This window comes from Actinoallomurus sp. NPDC050550, from assembly GCF_040655075.1.
In the GTDB taxonomy this organism is placed as follows: Bacteria; Actinomycetota; Actinomycetes; order Streptosporangiales; family Streptosporangiaceae; genus Actinoallomurus.
On the sequence record NZ_JBFAJC010000007.1, the window covers coordinates 285,060 to 301,172 of the forward strand.

Below are 16,113 nucleotides of genomic sequence, written 5' to 3' on the forward strand. Positions count from 1 at the left end.
GGGAAAAGGCCACCCGCGAGATTAGCGCGGCTGCGCCCCTTCCACCCGGCGACCGACCCAAATCGACGCCACCCACAGGGCACCGAATATGACACCGAGGAAGAACATCACCGGAACCACGAAACCGGTCGCTATCACCAGAACTTGGAGCAGAGTGCCCGCGATGTAGGCCCACTGGTACCGCAGCAGGCCGGCGATCAGCAGCCCGGCGACCGCCAACGCGCCTCCCACTGCCCCGGCCGTGGTCGCGTCCGCGTGCACCACCGAGATCGCCACCGGGATCGCCAGCAACGTCACCACGGCCTGCAGCGTGAGCATGACCGCACACAGCCGCCTCATGCGTCACCTGCCTCTGCCGCACCGGCCGCGACGCGGACGACGGCGGCCGGTCCCGTACGGTCGGCCGAACCCATCGGAACGACGGCGGCCGGCCCCATACGGTCGGCCGATCCGGCCCGACCGGCGACGGACGCGCGGTGCCATGGGCCGCCCAGGGCGTAGGTCCCCGCTCCGGCCCTCGCGCGGCGGCCGACCGCCGCCGTACGGGCGGTCACTCGCCCGCCCTCAGGAGCACGCGGGCGTCGCCCGCCGTCGTGACCGACCCGGTGATGAGCAGGCCCGCGCCGGCGAACTCCCCCGACTCGTCGGCCAGCGTGATGCCCTGGTCGATGGCGTCGTCGAGCCGGGGCACCAGGCGCACCCGGTCCTCGCCGAAGACGTCGCGTGCCAGCTCCGCCAGCTCGTTCGCGGGCATCCCCCGGGCCGAGGAGTTGCGGGTGACGATCACCTCGTCCAGCACCGGCTCGAGCTCCTCGAGCACACCGGCCACGTCCTTGTCGGCCATCATCGCCAGGACGCCGACCAGCCGGGTGAACCCGAACTCCTCCGTCAGCGTGGCGACGCTCGCGGCCATGCCGGCCGGGTTGTGCGCGGCGTCGACCAGCACGGTCGGCCCGGTCCGTACGACCTCCAGCCGGCCCGGTGAGGTGGCGTTCACGAGCGCCTGCCGCACCAGATCCGGATCGAGCTGGTCGCTGTCGGTCTCCGACTCGCCCGTGGCGCGGCCACGTGCGAACGCCTCCACCGCCGCCAGCGCGCACGCCGCGTTGCTCGCCTGATGCGCGCCGAAGAACGGCAGGAACACCTCGTCGTACACGCCGTGCAGCCCCTGCAGCCGGACCAGCTGCCCGCCGACTCCGAGCTCGCGGTTCAGCACACCGAACTCCAGCCCCTCACGCGCGACGGTCGCGCCGACCTCGGTCGCGCGCCGCATCAGCACCTGCGCCGCCTCGACCGGCTGCTGAGCGAGCACGGCGATCGACCCGGGCTTGATGATCCCGGACTTCTCCGCCGCGATCTCCTCCACGGTGGCGCCGAGCCAGCGGGTGTGGTCGAGGCCGATCGGGGTGACCACCGCCACCGCCCCGTCGGCGATGTTCGTGGCGTCCCAGGTGCCGCCCATGCCGACCTCGACGACGGCGACGTCGACCGGCGCGTCCGCGAACGCGGCGTACGCCATCGCGGTCAGCGTCTCGAAGAACGACACCTTCACGTCGTGCTTCGCGTCGGTCATCTCCAGAAACGGCACGACGTCCTCGTACAGCTCGGCGAACCGCTGCTCGCTCACCGGCGCGCCGTCGATCGTGATCCGCTCTCGCATCGAATGCAGCTCGGGACTGGTGTACAGGCCGACCCGCAGCCCCCGCTCCCGCAACAGCACCTCGATCATCCGGGCCGTGCTCGACTTGCCGTTCGTCCCGGTGATGTGGATGACGGGGTACGCCCGCTGCGGCGACCCGAGAACGTCCGCCAGATCACGCATCCGGTCCAGTGTCGGATCGATGTCCCATTCGACCCCCCGGGCCCTGATGCCCTTGACGGCCTCCTCATACCTGGTCGCACTCACGGAAGAAGCCTACTAACGCCCGCCCGCCGCCTGAGACCACCCGTGATCCCCTGCGATCGGTGGGCTGTAGTGACAGTGCCCACCAGGGATCACGCGATCGCCCCGGTCTCCACGGGCGCTTCAACCTGAGCGGTCGCTCGGCGCAGGTCCGCGGAGCACAGGCCGCCCAGCCCGATGAGCGTGACCGCGGCAGCGCAGATACCTAGCGGAAGTGCGGGACCCGCGGCTGCGGCGAGGTTGCCCAGGACGTTGTTCATCGCCAGCAGGGCGGTGCTCTGGACCAGGGTCAGCAGTGCCTGCAGACGTGACAGGTGGGAGTCGGGCGTTGTGACGAGCACAAGAGGTGCGATGTGGGTGCTGAAGACGCCGGACCCGAGCCCAATGATCAGGGAGCCTCCCGCCGCCACAAGGGGGGAGGGTGCGAGGGCGAGGAGGGCCGTTCCGCAGCCACCGATGATCAGTCCGAGGGCTGCGGTCCGGCCTGGCTGCTTGCTCCCGCCTCTGCCGGCGACGAGGACGGCGATGCCGATGATCCCCAGGCTCTGCGCCGCCGCGAGGAAGCCGGCCGTGTCCGATGCCCAACCGTGGCGGCGGGCGAAAAGCGGCATCAGCAGCGTAATGACGGGCAGCAGCGCTCCGGCCGCAGCCGCCACCAAGAGGAGGGCGGCACGGAGTACCGGACTTCGCCATGCGACCCGGAGACCATCGGCGACGTCCCGAAGGGCGCCCTTCCGCGTGGCGGATGCCGGGAGTTCTTGAGTGGGCCGGACCGTCGTCATCACCCATAGGACGATTCCGAAGGTCGCCGCGTCGAAGAGCGCGGCTCCCGGGAGATCGACGGCTGCGACGACGAGGCCGCCCAGCGAACCACCCGCCAGCGCGACCACCTGGCCGCCCGTCTGTCGCAAGGCGAGAGCCCTGGGCAGTTTGCCTGCTCCGACGAGTCGTCTGGGCATGGATCCGGATGCCGGCAGGTAGAAGGCGTCCACCGCGCCGATCAGCAGTCCCGCACCGATCAGCAGCCATGTCGCCGTCCCCCATCGGAAGGCGACCACGGCCAGCAGCACCGTCACGGCGATCATCGTGCTGTCGCCCATCAACATGATCTTTCGGGCACCGAACCGGTCCCCGACGGCACCGCCGATCAGCAGCAGCAACGCTCGTGGCAGGTTGATCGCGGTCAGTACCAGTGCGGCGACGGACCCTCCGTGGGCGGACGCGGTCCAGCCCAGCGCGAAATAGAGGACCGTATCGCCGAGCATGGAGGCCAGCACCCCGGACAGCCAGATGACGTAGGTGCGGGGCAGCCTGTCTCGGCGAGACGACGGTGCTTCGGAAGGCGTCACGGCCGGCCACCGTAGGGGAAGGCACCGACAAGCGTGGCTATCGTCGAGACGTGACGGAGGCCTTTTTCGCGGAGTGGGATCGGCGCGGGCCGGGAGCCCGGCGCAGCATCGGGCGTGCGCGTCTGCTCGCCCGCGCACTCGGCTTGGACGTCGCCGGAGCACCGGTGCTCACGGTGGTGGGGTCGAAGGGCAAGGGCACGGCCGCGACGTACGCCTCCGCGTGTCTCGCCGCCGCCGGATGCCGTGTGGTCACGGTCACCAGCCCGGCCTTGCGCGAGGACCGGGAACGCATCCGCGTCGACGGCACGGCGATCTCCGCCGACGCCCTGGCCCGGCTCGGCCGGCGCATCCGTGACGCGGCGGCCTCCCTGCCGGAGCGTCGCAGCGGCGAGGGCTACCTGTCGCCGAGCGGCCTGTTCACGCTGGCCGGTGTGCTGTACGCGCGGGCGGCCGGCGTGGACGTGATCGTGCTGGAGGCGGGCATGGGCGGGATTTCCGATGAGGTGAGCCTCTTCCCGCCGGATGTCCTCGCGATCACCGAGGTCTTCGCCGAGCACATCGGCGTACTCGGCGACTCCCCCGCCGAGATCGCGAAGGACAAGGCCGGCGTCGTGACCGCCGCCACGTCCGCCGTCATCTCACTCCCGCAGAGCCCGGCGGTGACCGACGCGATCGCCTCGACCGTCGCGGACCGTACCGGCGGCCGGGCGAAGCCGGACGTGGTCGGCACGGGCGGCATCCCGGCCGACCTGCTGCCGACCGGCCACGGACGCCGGAACGCCGAGCTGGGCTGCGCCGCCGCCGACCGTCTCCTCGACACGATCGGACACCCTCGGCCGGCCCAGGGCCGGTTGAGCCGGGTCCTCTCCTCCGTACGCCTGCCCGGTCGCCTGTCCTGGCACCACGTCGCCGGTACGGACACCACGCTGCTCGTCGACTCGGCGATCGACCGGTCCGGCGCGGCGACCGCCCTCGCCGAGGCGTACCGCCGCTGGGATCGCATCGATCATGTCCTCGCCTGCCTGCCGGACCACAAGGACGTCGCCGGCGTCGCCGCCGCGCTGGCCGGCCTGCCCGTGACCTACGTACGGATGCCGAGCCATCGGCACCTGAGCTTCACGCACCCGGTACCCGGGCACGTCGTCGACGACACGGAGCTGAGCCGAGGCCATCTCGCCTCGCTCGGCGAGCGGATTGTCGCCCTCGGGACGGTGTACTTCATCGGCCGACTGCTCGATCTCGCGGACGCGGACACGGAACGGCTGTGGGATCGCTGATGGCCGCTGATCCCCGGTGAAAGGTGTCGATAGGGCGCTGCGATCACCGAGGATCACCAGTGCAGCGGCTCAGAGCTCGAACCAGTACCTGCCGCCTTGCCCGGTTCGCATGTAGCCGCTTCGGACGGCGAGTTCCGCGATCAGGAACAGGCCCCGGCTGCTCTCGGAGAGCTGGTCGGCCAACCGCGGGGTGCGCGTGCGGCCCCAGAGGAAGTCCCACGCGCCGTCGTTCCGTTGCCCCGCCGCGATGCCGAGCTTGCTTCCGTCCTGCCTCGGCAGGTACAAGACCGGCTCTCCATGGCTCGGTACGACGATCAACGATGTCCGTCTCAGCGCCGCAAGGTGCCAGGCGAGTGCGGTTAGCAGCCGATAACGCGTCGCGTCAGCCGTCATCGCGCATCCTCCGGGCCTCCCGTTCTCTCACGTAGAGAGATCACTTAATGACACACTGTTACCGAACACTCCAATGAATAGCAGCTAGTTCCGGGACTCCTGCAGACCGAGGACTACGCCAAGGTATTGATCCAACGCGGGCCGCAGGATCTCGCACCCATGGAGGTCGACCGGCGAGTCGAGGTACGCATGATCCGGCAGAAGGTCCTTGAGAAGAACGACCGCCCGCATCTCTGGGTAGTCATCGATGAAGCCGTGCTCCATCGGCCCATCGGCAGTCCCGAGGCGATGCGGGCCCAGCTCCGACATCTGCTCGACGCTTCCGAGCATCCCACCGGAATGGTGGCGCGGTGGCAGCTCCGCGGACACGGGATGCCGGATCACGCCGTGCGCACCCCTCTCGACGGCGGCCGGTGGACGGTCCGGCATCCGGGAGTCTGTGCGACCTTCACCGGCGAGATCGGGCGTTCGGCGGAGCTGTGGGCGGCGATCCTGGCGTGCAGCCACCGTCCGCGTCTCGAACCCGGCGTACGGCATTCCCCTGACGCCGTGCTCAGCCATGAGACCGCCGCCGAGTTGTACGGCCTGACCGATCGGCCGTCCGTGGTCATCCACGTGACCGTTCCGGACAGGCGCCGACGTCCGGTAGCGGCAACGGAAATCCGCGTGCACTTCTCGACGCGTCTCTCCGAGCGCCGGCACCCCGTTCAGTCACCGCCCCGTACGCGAGTCGAAGACACCGTTCTGGACCTCACGCAGACCGCTCCGGATCTCGATACGGCGGTCGACTGGCTCGGCCGTGCCTGTGGAAGCCGTCTCACGACCCCGGAGCGACTGGCGGCGGCGTTACGGGCGCGGAAGAAGGTCCGTCACCGGCGCGAACTCCGATACGCCCTCGACGATGCCGCCGACGGTGCGCACAACCTGTTCGAGCTTCGGTATTACCGGGAGGTCGAGCGTACGCACGGATTGCCGGCGGGTGTCCGGCAGCTCCGACGGGAACTCAGGGAAGGCGTCGTCTATGACGACGTCGACTACAGCGAGCATGCGACGATCGTCCACCTGGACGGCCGGGTTCACCACCAGCACGCCATGAGATTCCGGGACATGAGCCGTGACAACGCGGCCGTCGTCGAGGGCCGTGACCCACTGCGATACGGCTGGAGCGACGTTACCGACCAGCCCTGCCACGTCGCCGCCCAGGTCGCCTTCGTCCTGCGACGAAACGGCTGGGCCGGCCGGCCTCGCCCCTGCGGCCGCGCCGACTGCGTCATCGGCCGGGCCGTGGATATCGCGTGACCTGCGACCGGTATCTCGCTCCGCGAGACACGCTCAGTGTTCGATCCCGAGGAGCTGGTTCGCTCGGTGTTCGATGCCGAGGAGCTGGTCAGGGGCGGCTGGTGAGCATCAGTCGGCAGCCGAGTGCGGTCAGGACGGCTCCGACGACTCCGTCGAGGATCGGTTCGAAGTAGCGGCGTCCGATCAGGCGGGTCGTGCGATGAGCGGCCACGGCGTACACGCACTGGCCGGTCAGGTTCGCCGTGGCCGCGATCAGCGCGAGGCCGATGATGACCGGGGTGGCGGCCACTCCGTGCGCCGTGACGAACTGGGGAAGCAGCGCCGTGAAGAACGCGGCCGCCTTGGGATTGAGCAGATTGGTGATCAGCCCCTGCCGGAAGAGCGTCTTCGTCGAGACCTCGGGCCGGGCGTCACCGCCGATCGCGGGCCTGGCGCGGTCCCGGATGGCTCGCCAGATCATGCGGACTCCCAGGTAGCAGAGGTAGGCCGCGCCGGCGAGTTTGACGATGACGAAGACCTCCGCGGAGGCCGCCAGCACGGCCGCGATCCCCAGGGAGGCGGCCAGGCCCCACAGCAGGAGTCCGGCGGCGCTCCCCGTGCCGGTGCGCACACCGGCCGACCAGCCGTGCCGCACCGCGTTGCGCAGGACCAGCGCCGTGTCGGGCCCCGGCGTTGCAGTGATCAACACCACCACGCCCATGTATGCCAGGAACGCGTTAGCCGTCATGGGTCGGATGGTACTGCGCGGTACTCGGATGCCCCCTGGGGTCCGCCGCCGAGAACGCGGCACTCGCCAGGGCACCGGCGCGGTACGGACGGCCGCTTGAAAAAACGGGTGCCTTTCCGTTCCGAAGTGATCAGAATGCCGTCTCATGGCTGACGCGATGGTCGAGCGGTTCGTACGGGACGGGTTCGTGAAGATCGAGCAGGCGTTCCCGGATCGTACGGCGCGGGAGTGCGCGGCGCTGCTGTGGGCGGAGACCGGGTTCGATCCCGACGACCCCGCGACGTGGGTGAAGCCGGTGCACCGGGTCGGGGACATGGCGGCCGAGCCGTTCGTCGAGGCGGCGAACACGCCGGTCCTGCACGACGCGTTCGACCGGCTGGTCGGGCCGGGGCGCTGGGTGCCGCGCCGGTCGCTGGGGACGTTCCCGCTGCGGTTCCCGCATGAGGAGGAGCCGGACGACGCGGGCTGGCACATCGAGTCGAGCTACTCGGGCGACGGCGTCTCGTGGGCGCACGCGAACGTGCGGTCGAAGGACCGCGCGCTGTTGATGCTGTTCCTGTTCAGCGAGGTGGGGGAGGCCGACTCGCCGACCCGGGTCCGCGTCGGCTCGCACCTGGACGTGCCGCCGATCCTCGAGCCGTACGGCGAAGAGGGTGTCTCGATCTTCGAGGTCGCGGCGCGGGTGGAGGCGGCCTCCGCGCACCGTCCGCTCGCGTACGCGACAGGGCGGCCCGGCGACGTCTACCTGTGCCACCCGTTCCTCGTGCACGCCGCACAGCCGCACCACGGGCGCCGGCCCCGGTTCATGGCGCAGCCGCCGCTGCACCCCGCCGTCCCGTACGCGCTGGAGCGCGCCGACGGCGCCTACTCCCCCGTCGAGATCACCATCCGCGAGGGTCTGCACCGGAGCTGACCCGGCTCACTCCTCGACGCGCAGGACGATCAAGGCCATGTCGTCGTGGGAGGGCTCGACGGAGAAGCCGCGGACCGCGCGCATGACCTTGGCCCCTACGGCACCGGCGTTGAGGTCGACGCAGCCCTCGAGGATGCGTTCCAGCCCGCCGTCGTCGCCGAGCAGTTGCTTGCCGGCGCGACGCTCGGTCACCCCGTCGGTGAAGCCCATCAGGAGGTGTCCCGGCTTGAGGATCTCCGTCCGCACGGTGAACGTCGCGTCGGGGAAGACGCCCAGCATCAGGTCGGAGTCCTCCTCGGACTTCACGACGCCGCTCGGGCTCAGGAACAGCGGCGGCGGGTGCCCGGCCGTCGCGTACGTCACGCGGACCCGGCCCTCGCCGAGCTCCTCCAGTTCGCCGTGCAGGAGCGTGAGGAACCGCGCGCGGGTGCCCTCTTCCAGGATCAGCGCGTTGAGGCGTTCGAGGACCTCGGGGATGGAGTGGTTCTCGCGGCCGAGGATGCGCAGGGCGTGGCGGGCGAGGCCGGTGACGGCCGCGGCCTCCGGGCCGGTGCCGCACACGTCGCCGATGGCGAACCGCCAGCGGGTGCCGACGTCGAAGACGTCGTAGAAGTCGCCGCCGACCTCGCTGTGCTCGCCCGCCGGTTCATACACGACGGCGACGTCCAGGCCGGGGACCGTCGGGATCTCGGGCGGGAGCAGGCTGCGCTGGAGCGTGCGGCTCATGTCCGCCTGCTCCTCGTACAGCCGGGCATTGTCGATGGCGAGGGCGGCCCGGCCCGCGAGGTCCTCGGTCAGCTCGAGCGCGTCGCGGGTGAAGCGGGCGCCCTTCGGGCCGCCGACGACCAGCATGCCGATCTTGCGGCCCCGGGCGAGCAGCGGGAAGACGTGGGCGACGTCGCCGGTGACACGGTGCGCGGTCTCGGGCAGGTCGCCGGACGGCGCGGGCGTGAACCCCTCCCACGGGCCGGGCTCGGCGGGCGGTGGCGCGGGCGGCAGCTGCTCGAGCAGGGTACGCAGATCGGCGACCATGGTCTCGTCGGCGTGCCAGGCGTACGCGGGGGACACCAGGTCGGTGTCGCGGACGGTGAACACCGCGCACCAGGTGGCCAGGCGCGGCACGATCAGCTGGGCGACGAGGGCCATGGTCATCTGCTGGTCGAGGGTGCCGGCCAGCATGCTGCTCGCCTCGGCGAGGAACCCGAGCCAGCCCCGGCGGGCGCGCTCCAGCTCCATGAGGCGGGCGCGCTCCATCGACGGCGCCTGCCGGTCGGCGATCTCCTGGAGGCGCTCGACGTCGTCCTCGATGAAGTGCCCCGGATCGCGGGAGGCCGCGATCAGCAGTCCGATCGCCCGCCCGTCGACCGTGAACGGCGCGGTCACGAGCGACCGGATCCCGGCGGCCTGCAGGGCGGGGAGGTTGTACGGGCTGCCGCCCAGGTCGGCGTAGACCCCACGGCCGCCGACCGGGGCGCCCTCGAGGCCGATCTCCAGGGCGGCGCCCTCGGGCCGTACGCCCGCGGTGGCCCGGAGGCTGAGCTCGGCGTCGTCGTCGGCGAGCAGGACGTAGACGCAGTCCGCGCCGAGAATGTCCTGGGCGGCCTGCGCGGTGCGCTGGGCGAGCTGGTCGACGGTGGGACGGGCGGCCTGCGGCGCTGAGACGATCTCCTCGTGGGACGGGGGCGGCGGCGGGTGCTCCGCCGCGCCGATGCCGGGCACGGTGAACCAGACGTTCTTGCCGCCCTGGCCGTACGTCACGCCCCAGGAGGTCGCGAGCGTCTCGGGGAATAGCAGGCCGCGGCCACTCACCTGATCGCCGGGCACCGGCACGCGCCGGGCCTGATGCCGGTCGTGCACCTCGACCCGGACCAGCCCACCGACGAGCTCGCAGACGACCTCTACCTCAGTGCCCGCATGGACGATAGCGTTCGTAACCAGTTCGCTGGTGAGTAGCATGGCGTCATCCACGTCATCGACGCCCCAGCCACGAAGTGTCCCTCCAACAAAACGCCGAGCGGCCGCGACAGAGGCGACCTCCGGCGGGAAGGTCGTGTACGTCTTTGCGTTCTTCTCCACGGCCACTTGGATTCGTCTCGGGGATGCAGGACGCTGCCATCGTGGCAGACCCCCTGGGTGGACTGTACATACCCGCGGGAAGGCTAGGAGGAAATCAATGCCTCGAGGCACGTCCCATGCGCCGACCCGCGCCCGATACGCGGAGACTGAGCTACGGTCGGTGCTCGACGCGCTCAGCGCAATGCGCGACGGCGACTTCGACGTGCGACTCGATCCCTCGGGTGACGACATCCTGGCTGAGATCGCCGGTGTCTTCAACGAGGTTCAGGAACGCGCGTCCCATCTGACCGGCGAGCTCGTACGCGTTCAGCGTGAGGTTCGCCACGAGGGACGGATCGACGAGCGGCTGAGAGCGGACGGCGAGGGGGCCTGGGCGACGGGCAACGCTGCGGCCAACGCGTTGATCGACACGCTCGTCCAGTCCACGACCGCGATGGCGCGGGTCGTCGACGCGGTCGCCGACGGCGACCTGAGCCAGCGCATCGAGCTCGATACCGGCACCCGTCCCTGGCGCGGCGAGCTGCTGCGCATGGGCTCGGGCGTCAACCGGATGGTCGAGCACCTCGATGAGTTCGCCGCCGAGGTGACGCAGCTGGCCCGGGAGGTCGGCGCGGAGGGCCGGCTGGGCGGGCAGGCCACGCCGCGGGAGATGTCCGGCCGATGGCGCGACGTCACCGGTGCCGTCAACGCGATGGCGAGCCGGCTGACCGGACAGGTCCGCGACATCGCCCTCGTCACCACGGCGGTCGCGCGCGGCGACCTGACGCGCAAGGTGACGGTCGAGGCGACGGGTGAGCTGCTGGAGCTCAAGGAGACCGTCAACACGATGGTCGACCAGCTCTCCTCGTTCGCGGACGAGGTGACCCGGGTGGCGCGCGAGGTGGGCACGGAGGGCCGCCTGGGCGGCCAGGCCCGTGTCAGCGGCGTCAGTGGGGTCTGGAAGGACCTCACCGACAACGTCAACTCCATGGCGGGGAACCTCACCGGCCAGGTGCGGAACATCGCGCAGGTCGCCACATCGGTGGCCAACGGTGACCTGTCCAAGAAGATCACCGTCGACGCCCAGGGCGAGATCCTCCAGCTCAAGGACACCCTCAACACCATGGTCGACCAGCTGTCGGCCTTCGCGAACGAGGTCACCCGGGTGGCGCGCGAGGTGGGCACGGAGGGCCGCCTGGGCGGCCAGGCCCGCGTCAGCGGCGTCAGCGGCGTCTGGAAGGACCTCACCGACAACGTCAACTCCATGGCCGGCAACCTCACCGGCCAGGTCCGCAACATCGCCCAGGTCGCCACGTCCGTCGCGGGCGGTGACCTGTCCAAGAAGATCACCGTCGACGCCCAGGGCGAGATCCTCCAGCTCAAGGACACCCTCAACACCATGGTCGACCGGCTGTCCTCGTTCGCCGACGAGGTGACGCGGGTCGCCCGTGAGGTCGGTACCGAGGGCCGCCTGGGCGGGCGCGCCAAGGTCGGCGGGGTCAGCGGGGTCTGGAAGGACCTCACCGACAACGTCAACTCCATGGCGGACAACCTGACCAGCCAGGTCCGCAACATCGCCCAGGTCACCACGTCCGTCGCCAACGGCGACCTCACCAAGAAGATCGACGTCGACGCCCAGGGCGAGATCCTGGAGCTGAAGACGACGATCAACACGATGGTGGACCAGCTGTCGGCGTTCGCCGGCGAGGTCACGCGCGTCGCGCGCGAGGTGGGCAGCGAGGGCCGCCTCGGCGGCCAGGCCGAGGTCGAGGGCGTGTCCGGCACGTGGAAGCGCCTCACCGAGAGCGTCAACGAGCTCGCCAGCAACCTGACCACGCAGGTCCGCGCGATCGCGTCGGTGGCGAGCGCGGTCGCGCGCGGTGACCTCACCGGGTCGGTCTCGGTCGAGGCACGCGGCGAGGTCGCCGAGCTCAAGGACAACGTCAACCTGATGGTGGCGAACCTCCGCGAGACCACCCGCGCCAACCAGCAGCAGGACTGGCTGAAGACCAACCTCGCCCGCATCGCCGGGCTGATGCAGGGCCACCGCGACCTCATGGAGGTCGCCCGGCTGATCATGAGCGAGGTCACGCCGCTGTCCTCGGCCCAGTACGGCGCGTTCTACCTGGTGGAGGAGCCCGAGGACGGCGAGCCCGAGCTCGTGCTCAAGACGGGGTACGGCCTCAGCCAGGACAAGATCGACAGTGTGCGGTTCCACTTCGGCGACAGCCTCGTGGGGCAGGCCGCCATTCAGCACAAGCCGATCCTGATCCACGACCTGCCACCCGGTTACATCAAGATCGGTACGGGCCTGGGGCAGGCGTCGCCGGTCAATCTGATCGTGCTGCCGATCCTGTTCGAGAACCGCGTGCTCGGCGCGATCGAGCTGGCCTCGTTCAGCCCGTTCAGCGAGGTCCACCTGGCGTTCTTCGACCAGTTCGTCGAGACGATCGGTGTGACGATCAACACGATCACCGCGAACTCCCGTACCGAGGCGCTGCTGGGCGAGTCCCAGCGGCTCACCGCGGAGCTACAGGACCGTTCCAGTGAGCTGCAGCGCCAGCAGGAGGAGCTGCGCCGGTCCAACGCCGAGCTGGAAGAGAAGGCGGCGCTGCTGGCCAAGCAGAACCGCGCGATCGAGATGCAGAACTTCCAGATCGAGCAGGCCCGCCGCACCCTGGAGGAGCGCGCCGAGCAGCTCGCCCAGTCCTCTCGCTACAAGTCCGAGTTCCTCACCAACATGTCGCACGAGCTGCGGACGCCGCTCAACAGCCTGCTGGTATTGGCCAAGCTCCTGGCCGGAAACCCGGACAAGAACCTCACGCCCAAACAGGTCGAGCTGATCAAGACGATCTACGAATCGGGCAGCGACCTGCTCCGGCTGATCAACGACATCCTCGACCTGTCCAAGGTCGAGGCGGGCAAGATGGACCTCGTCCCCCAACAGGTGGCCCTCGCCGACGTCGTCGACTTCGTCGACGCGAACTTCCGGCCGCTGGCCGTCGACAAGGGCCTGAGCTTCGACGTGTACGCCGAGCCCGGCCTGCCCGAGCACCTCTTCACCGACGAGCAGCGGCTCCAGCAGGTGCTGCGCAACCTCCTGTCCAACGCGGTGAAGTTCACCTCCTCCGGCGAGGTGCGGCTGACCATCCGGCGGGCCGAGGGAGTGGACTTCACCGACCCGGTCCTGGCCCGTACGCCCGACGTCCTCGGGTTCGCGGTCAGCGACACCGGCATCGGCATCGACGACCACAACCTGCGGGCGATCTTCGAGGCCTTCCAGCAGGCCGACGGCACGACCAGCCGGCGGTACGGCGGCACCGGCCTCGGGCTGTCCATCAGCCGCGACATCGCCCAACTGCTCGGCGGAGAGATCCACGTGGCCAGCCGTCCCGGCGAGGGCAGCACGTTCACGTTCTTCATGCCGGCCCGCTACCTCGAGGGCCGCGAGGGCACCTCCGCGCCCGTACGGGAGAAGGAGAGGCGCCGGCCGCAGTCGGCCGTGGCCGTCGAGGCGGCGTCGTTCGAGCCTCCCGCAGCGGACGACGCGTTCGAGACGGCGCCGATCGACGACGAAGTGCTGTCCGGCCGCAAGATCCTCATCGTCGACGATGACGTGCGCAACATCTTCGCGCTGACCTGTGTGCTCGAGCAGTACGGTATCGAGGTGCTGTACGCCGAGAACGGCCGTGAGGGCATCGACACGCTCGACCGCAACGAGGACGTCGACCTGGTCCTCATGGACGTGATGATGCCCGAGCTCGACGGCTACGCCACCACGGAGGCCATCCGGCGGATGCCGCAGTTCGCCGACCTGCCGATCATCGCCCTGACGGCCAAGGCCATGAAGGGCGATCGGGAGAAGAGCATTGAGTCGGGCGCATCGGACTATGTACCCAAGCCTGTCGACGCCGACCACCTTCTTGACATCATGAGGGCGTGGCTGAGTCGGCCACGCAACTGATGGAGGGCTGACACCCGTGGCCGAGAAGGCGAACATTCTTCTGGTCGACGACCGAGAGGAGAACCTCGTCGCACTAGAAGCGATCCTCTCTTCACTCGACCAGAACATGATCCGTGCGCGTTCGGGGGAAGAGGCTCTACGAGCCTTGCTGACGAACGAGTTCGCGGTGATCCTTCTCGATATCGTCATGCCCGGAATGGACGGCTTCGAGATCGCCCGCGCGATCAAACGGCGCCGGAAGACGCGCGAGGTCCCGATCATCTTCCTGACCGCCGCGGACGCGGATCCGGACTACGCGTTCCGGGGGTACGCCGCGGGGGCGGTCGACTACATCTCCAAACCGTTCGACCCGTGGGTGCTGCGGACGAAGGTCTCGGTCTTCGTGGAGCTCTACCGGAAGAACCAGCAGCTGCGCGAGCAGTCCGAGCTGCTGCGCACGAAGTTCGCGGCGGCACCGTCCGAGGAGCTCGCCGCGGAGCTCCAGCGGCGCGTGGCGGCGGTGGAGGAGCAGCTCGGCGCGCTCGCCTCGTTCACAGCCCAGGACGAGGAGGCCGCCAAGGCGGTGGCAACGCTCGAACAGCGCGTCGAGGAGCTACGGACCGTGGTCGACACCCTCCGCCCTAAGGCCTCCTGACCGTTGGTGGGGCCTGGTGGCGCCGCGCTGATCCGCAGCGGGCGCGTCGGGGCCGGTGACGCCGCGCTGATCCGCAGAGAGAGCGCGGCGTACCACGCGGCGCCGTCTCGTCGGCGCCGACGAGGCGGTGGCCGGCCCGGCTGGGGGCCCGGCGCGGTTCAGGCGGGTGGGAGCAACCGGGAAGAGCTCGAGACGGCCACGTAGGCCAGTCCGTCGTAGTCCTCGGCCGGTACGACCTGGCCGAAGGCGAACCGGTAGGTCCCACGCGGCACGAGGGAACCGAACGTCCGGGACGGGTGGCGGTCCCGTGCCCACGCCCGTACCGCCTCCGGTGCGTCTGCGGTCGCGCGCAGGTCGACGAGGTGATCACCTGGCTGCGCGGCCGCGAGCTGTGCCTCGAGGGTCGTGGGAGGAGCGGCGTCAACGGTGTTGGGGACGGGCCTGCGCCCCCTCCCGCTCTGCCACGGGCCAGGCCATCCCCGGCGGGCCCGGAAGTCACCACGGCCGAAGAGCAGGCCCAGCGCGTAGTACGCGTCGCCGTACCGCGCGCACAAGTGGCTCCCCATCGTCGGCACCCCGCCCGCGAAGCGATGCTTCGCGACGTGTCCGTTGTGCGCCCACAGCACGACCCGTACGGACGGCTCGTCCAGTAGGTCTCCCACCGCGTCGGCCATGTACCGGTCGCGCGCGGCGAAGACCGTCTGCTCCGGATCCGCATGCCGCCGTACGCGGGTCACCAGGTCGGCGGCCTTCACGAGGATGTCGGCGTGCCGGATCGCCTCGATGGCGTCGGGGGCCTGCGTGCGGACGAACTCCAGGAGATCCTCGGCGTCGCGTACGAGGCGTCGCTCCGGATCGGGCTGCGATCCGGGAGACGCCTTGCCGAGGGCGCCGAGCGTGGCGTGCAGGGCGGCCACACGCTCCGGGGCCGTCTCGCACAGGAACGCCTCGAGGGCCTTGATGGAGTCACCGCACTGCTGCGGGTCGATCCCCACGAAGCCGATCTTGTCCTTCTCCGGCCGGCCCTGGTTGTAGGCGCGCATCCACTCGATCATGGCGAGCACCTCCTCGGTCCGCCATGTCCAGAAGCCGAGCCCGGTGAGTACTTTCGCGGCGTTCCCAACGCCGTGGCGAACGTAGGCGTCGACGGCCGCGCCGGCGGACGCGCTCGCCTCCATGGCGAACACCGAGAACCCCAGCTCGGTGACCAAGAACTCCAGCAGGCGGTGTTTGAGCTGAAAGAATTCCCCGGTCCCGTGGGTGGCCTCGCCGAGTCCGACGACGCGTACGTCCTGGAGGACGTCTGTCAGGGGCTGAAGGTCCGTCGTGGGGGTGCCGGCGACAAGGCCGTGCAGCGGCAGGGCATTCCGGGCCAACCAACCGGTCACATCACCGGCCGAGGACTCCTCGGTCACCAGTTCCTCTATCCGTTGTCGCGGAAAAGGGTCCGGAACGCAGGAAAGCCCGCCGGCGTTAGCCTGGCGGGCTTTCCTGATCTATGTGAATGTCCGGCGGTGTCCTACTCTCCCACACCGTCTCCAGTGCAGTACCATCGGCGCTGAAGGGCTTAACTTCCGGGTTCGGAATGGGACCGGGTGT

The 16,113-nt window shown here is 70.0% G+C and carries 11 protein-coding genes, 1 rRNA gene and 1 pseudogene; 5 read left to right on the top strand and 8 right to left on the bottom strand.

Annotated features, from left to right (window positions below):
• Nucleotides 1-21: 21 nt before the first annotated feature.
• From AB0I04_RS13330 to AB0I04_RS13340, 3 genes are all read right to left on the bottom strand, one after another.
• Nucleotides 22-339, bottom strand: coding sequence for a DUF4233 domain-containing protein (locus tag AB0I04_RS13330; protein ID WP_360883143.1), 318 nt, complete (start codon nucleotides 337-339; stop codon nucleotides 22-24).
• A 211-nt stretch (nucleotides 340-550) separates the two neighbouring features.
• Complete coding sequence (locus tag AB0I04_RS13335) at nucleotides 551-1,822, bottom strand: folylpolyglutamate synthase/dihydrofolate synthase family protein (RefSeq protein ID WP_360883199.1); 1,272 nt, start codon at nucleotides 1,820-1,822, stop codon at nucleotides 551-553.
• Between the two features lie 173 nt (nucleotides 1,823-1,995).
• Nucleotides 1,996-3,252: an MFS transporter gene (locus tag AB0I04_RS13340; protein WP_360883146.1), complete on the bottom strand. Its 1,257-nt coding sequence runs from the start codon at nucleotides 3,250-3,252 to the stop codon at nucleotides 1,996-1,998.
• 50 nt (nucleotides 3,253-3,302) lie between these two features.
• Here AB0I04_RS13340 and AB0I04_RS13345 point away from each other — a divergent pair, with 50 nt between their 5' ends.
• On the top strand, nucleotides 3,303-4,529 hold the full coding sequence (locus tag AB0I04_RS13345) for a hypothetical protein (protein WP_360883149.1): 1,227 nt from the start codon (nucleotides 3,303-3,305) through the stop codon (nucleotides 4,527-4,529).
• A gap of 69 nt (nucleotides 4,530-4,598) precedes the next feature.
• Here the strand turns inward: AB0I04_RS13345 and AB0I04_RS13350 are convergent, their stop codons facing one another.
• Nucleotides 4,599-4,814, bottom strand: a complete 216-nt coding sequence (locus AB0I04_RS13350) for a hypothetical protein (RefSeq protein WP_360883152.1) — start codon at nucleotides 4,812-4,814, stop codon at nucleotides 4,599-4,601.
• A gap of 204 nt (nucleotides 4,815-5,018) precedes the next feature.
• Here AB0I04_RS13350 and AB0I04_RS13355 point away from each other — a divergent pair.
• Nucleotides 5,019-6,221: pseudogene (locus AB0I04_RS13355) on the top strand (DUF5753 domain-containing protein); the annotation flags it as partial.
• Between the two features lie 88 nt (nucleotides 6,222-6,309).
• Here AB0I04_RS13355 and AB0I04_RS13360 read toward each other — a convergent pair.
• A complete protein-coding gene (locus tag AB0I04_RS13360) occupies nucleotides 6,310-6,948 on the bottom strand; it encodes a LysE family translocator (protein WP_360883155.1) in 639 nt (212 codons plus the stop codon).
• A 145-nt stretch (nucleotides 6,949-7,093) separates the two neighbouring features.
• On the opposite strand from AB0I04_RS13360, the gene AB0I04_RS13365 reads away from it, so the two are divergent.
• Entirely contained in the window at nucleotides 7,094-7,861 is a 768-nt protein-coding gene (locus tag AB0I04_RS13365; RefSeq protein WP_360883158.1) for a phytanoyl-CoA dioxygenase family protein, read from the top strand.
• 6 nt (nucleotides 7,862-7,867) lie between these two features.
• Here the strand turns inward: AB0I04_RS13365 and AB0I04_RS13370 are convergent, their stop codons facing one another.
• Nucleotides 7,868-9,943: a SpoIIE family protein phosphatase gene (locus tag AB0I04_RS13370; RefSeq protein ID WP_360883161.1), complete on the bottom strand. Its 2,076-nt coding sequence runs from the start codon at nucleotides 9,941-9,943 to the stop codon at nucleotides 7,868-7,870.
• A 91-nt stretch (nucleotides 9,944-10,034) separates the two neighbouring features.
• Here AB0I04_RS13370 and AB0I04_RS13375 point away from each other — a divergent pair, with 91 nt between their 5' ends.
• Both AB0I04_RS13375 and AB0I04_RS13380 read left to right on the top strand, forming a co-directional pair.
• Nucleotides 10,035-13,880, top strand: a complete 3,846-nt coding sequence (locus AB0I04_RS13375) for a HAMP domain-containing protein (protein WP_360883164.1) — start codon at nucleotides 10,035-10,037, stop codon at nucleotides 13,878-13,880.
• Between the two features lie 16 nt (nucleotides 13,881-13,896).
• Nucleotides 13,897-14,514 carry a response regulator gene (locus AB0I04_RS13380; RefSeq protein ID WP_360883167.1) on the top strand — a complete coding sequence of 206 codons (618 nt, stop codon included), beginning with the start codon at nucleotides 13,897-13,899 and terminating at the stop codon, nucleotides 14,512-14,514.
• A gap of 158 nt (nucleotides 14,515-14,672) precedes the next feature.
• Here the strand turns inward: AB0I04_RS13380 and AB0I04_RS13385 are convergent, their stop codons facing one another.
• Both AB0I04_RS13385 and rrf read right to left on the bottom strand, forming a co-directional pair.
• Entirely contained in the window at nucleotides 14,673-15,929 is a 1,257-nt protein-coding gene (locus AB0I04_RS13385; RefSeq protein WP_360883170.1) for an erythromycin esterase family protein, read from the bottom strand.
• Nucleotides 15,930-16,020: 91 nt separating this feature from the next.
• A 5S ribosomal RNA gene (gene rrf / locus AB0I04_RS13390) occupies nucleotides 16,021-16,113 on the bottom strand; the annotation flags it as partial.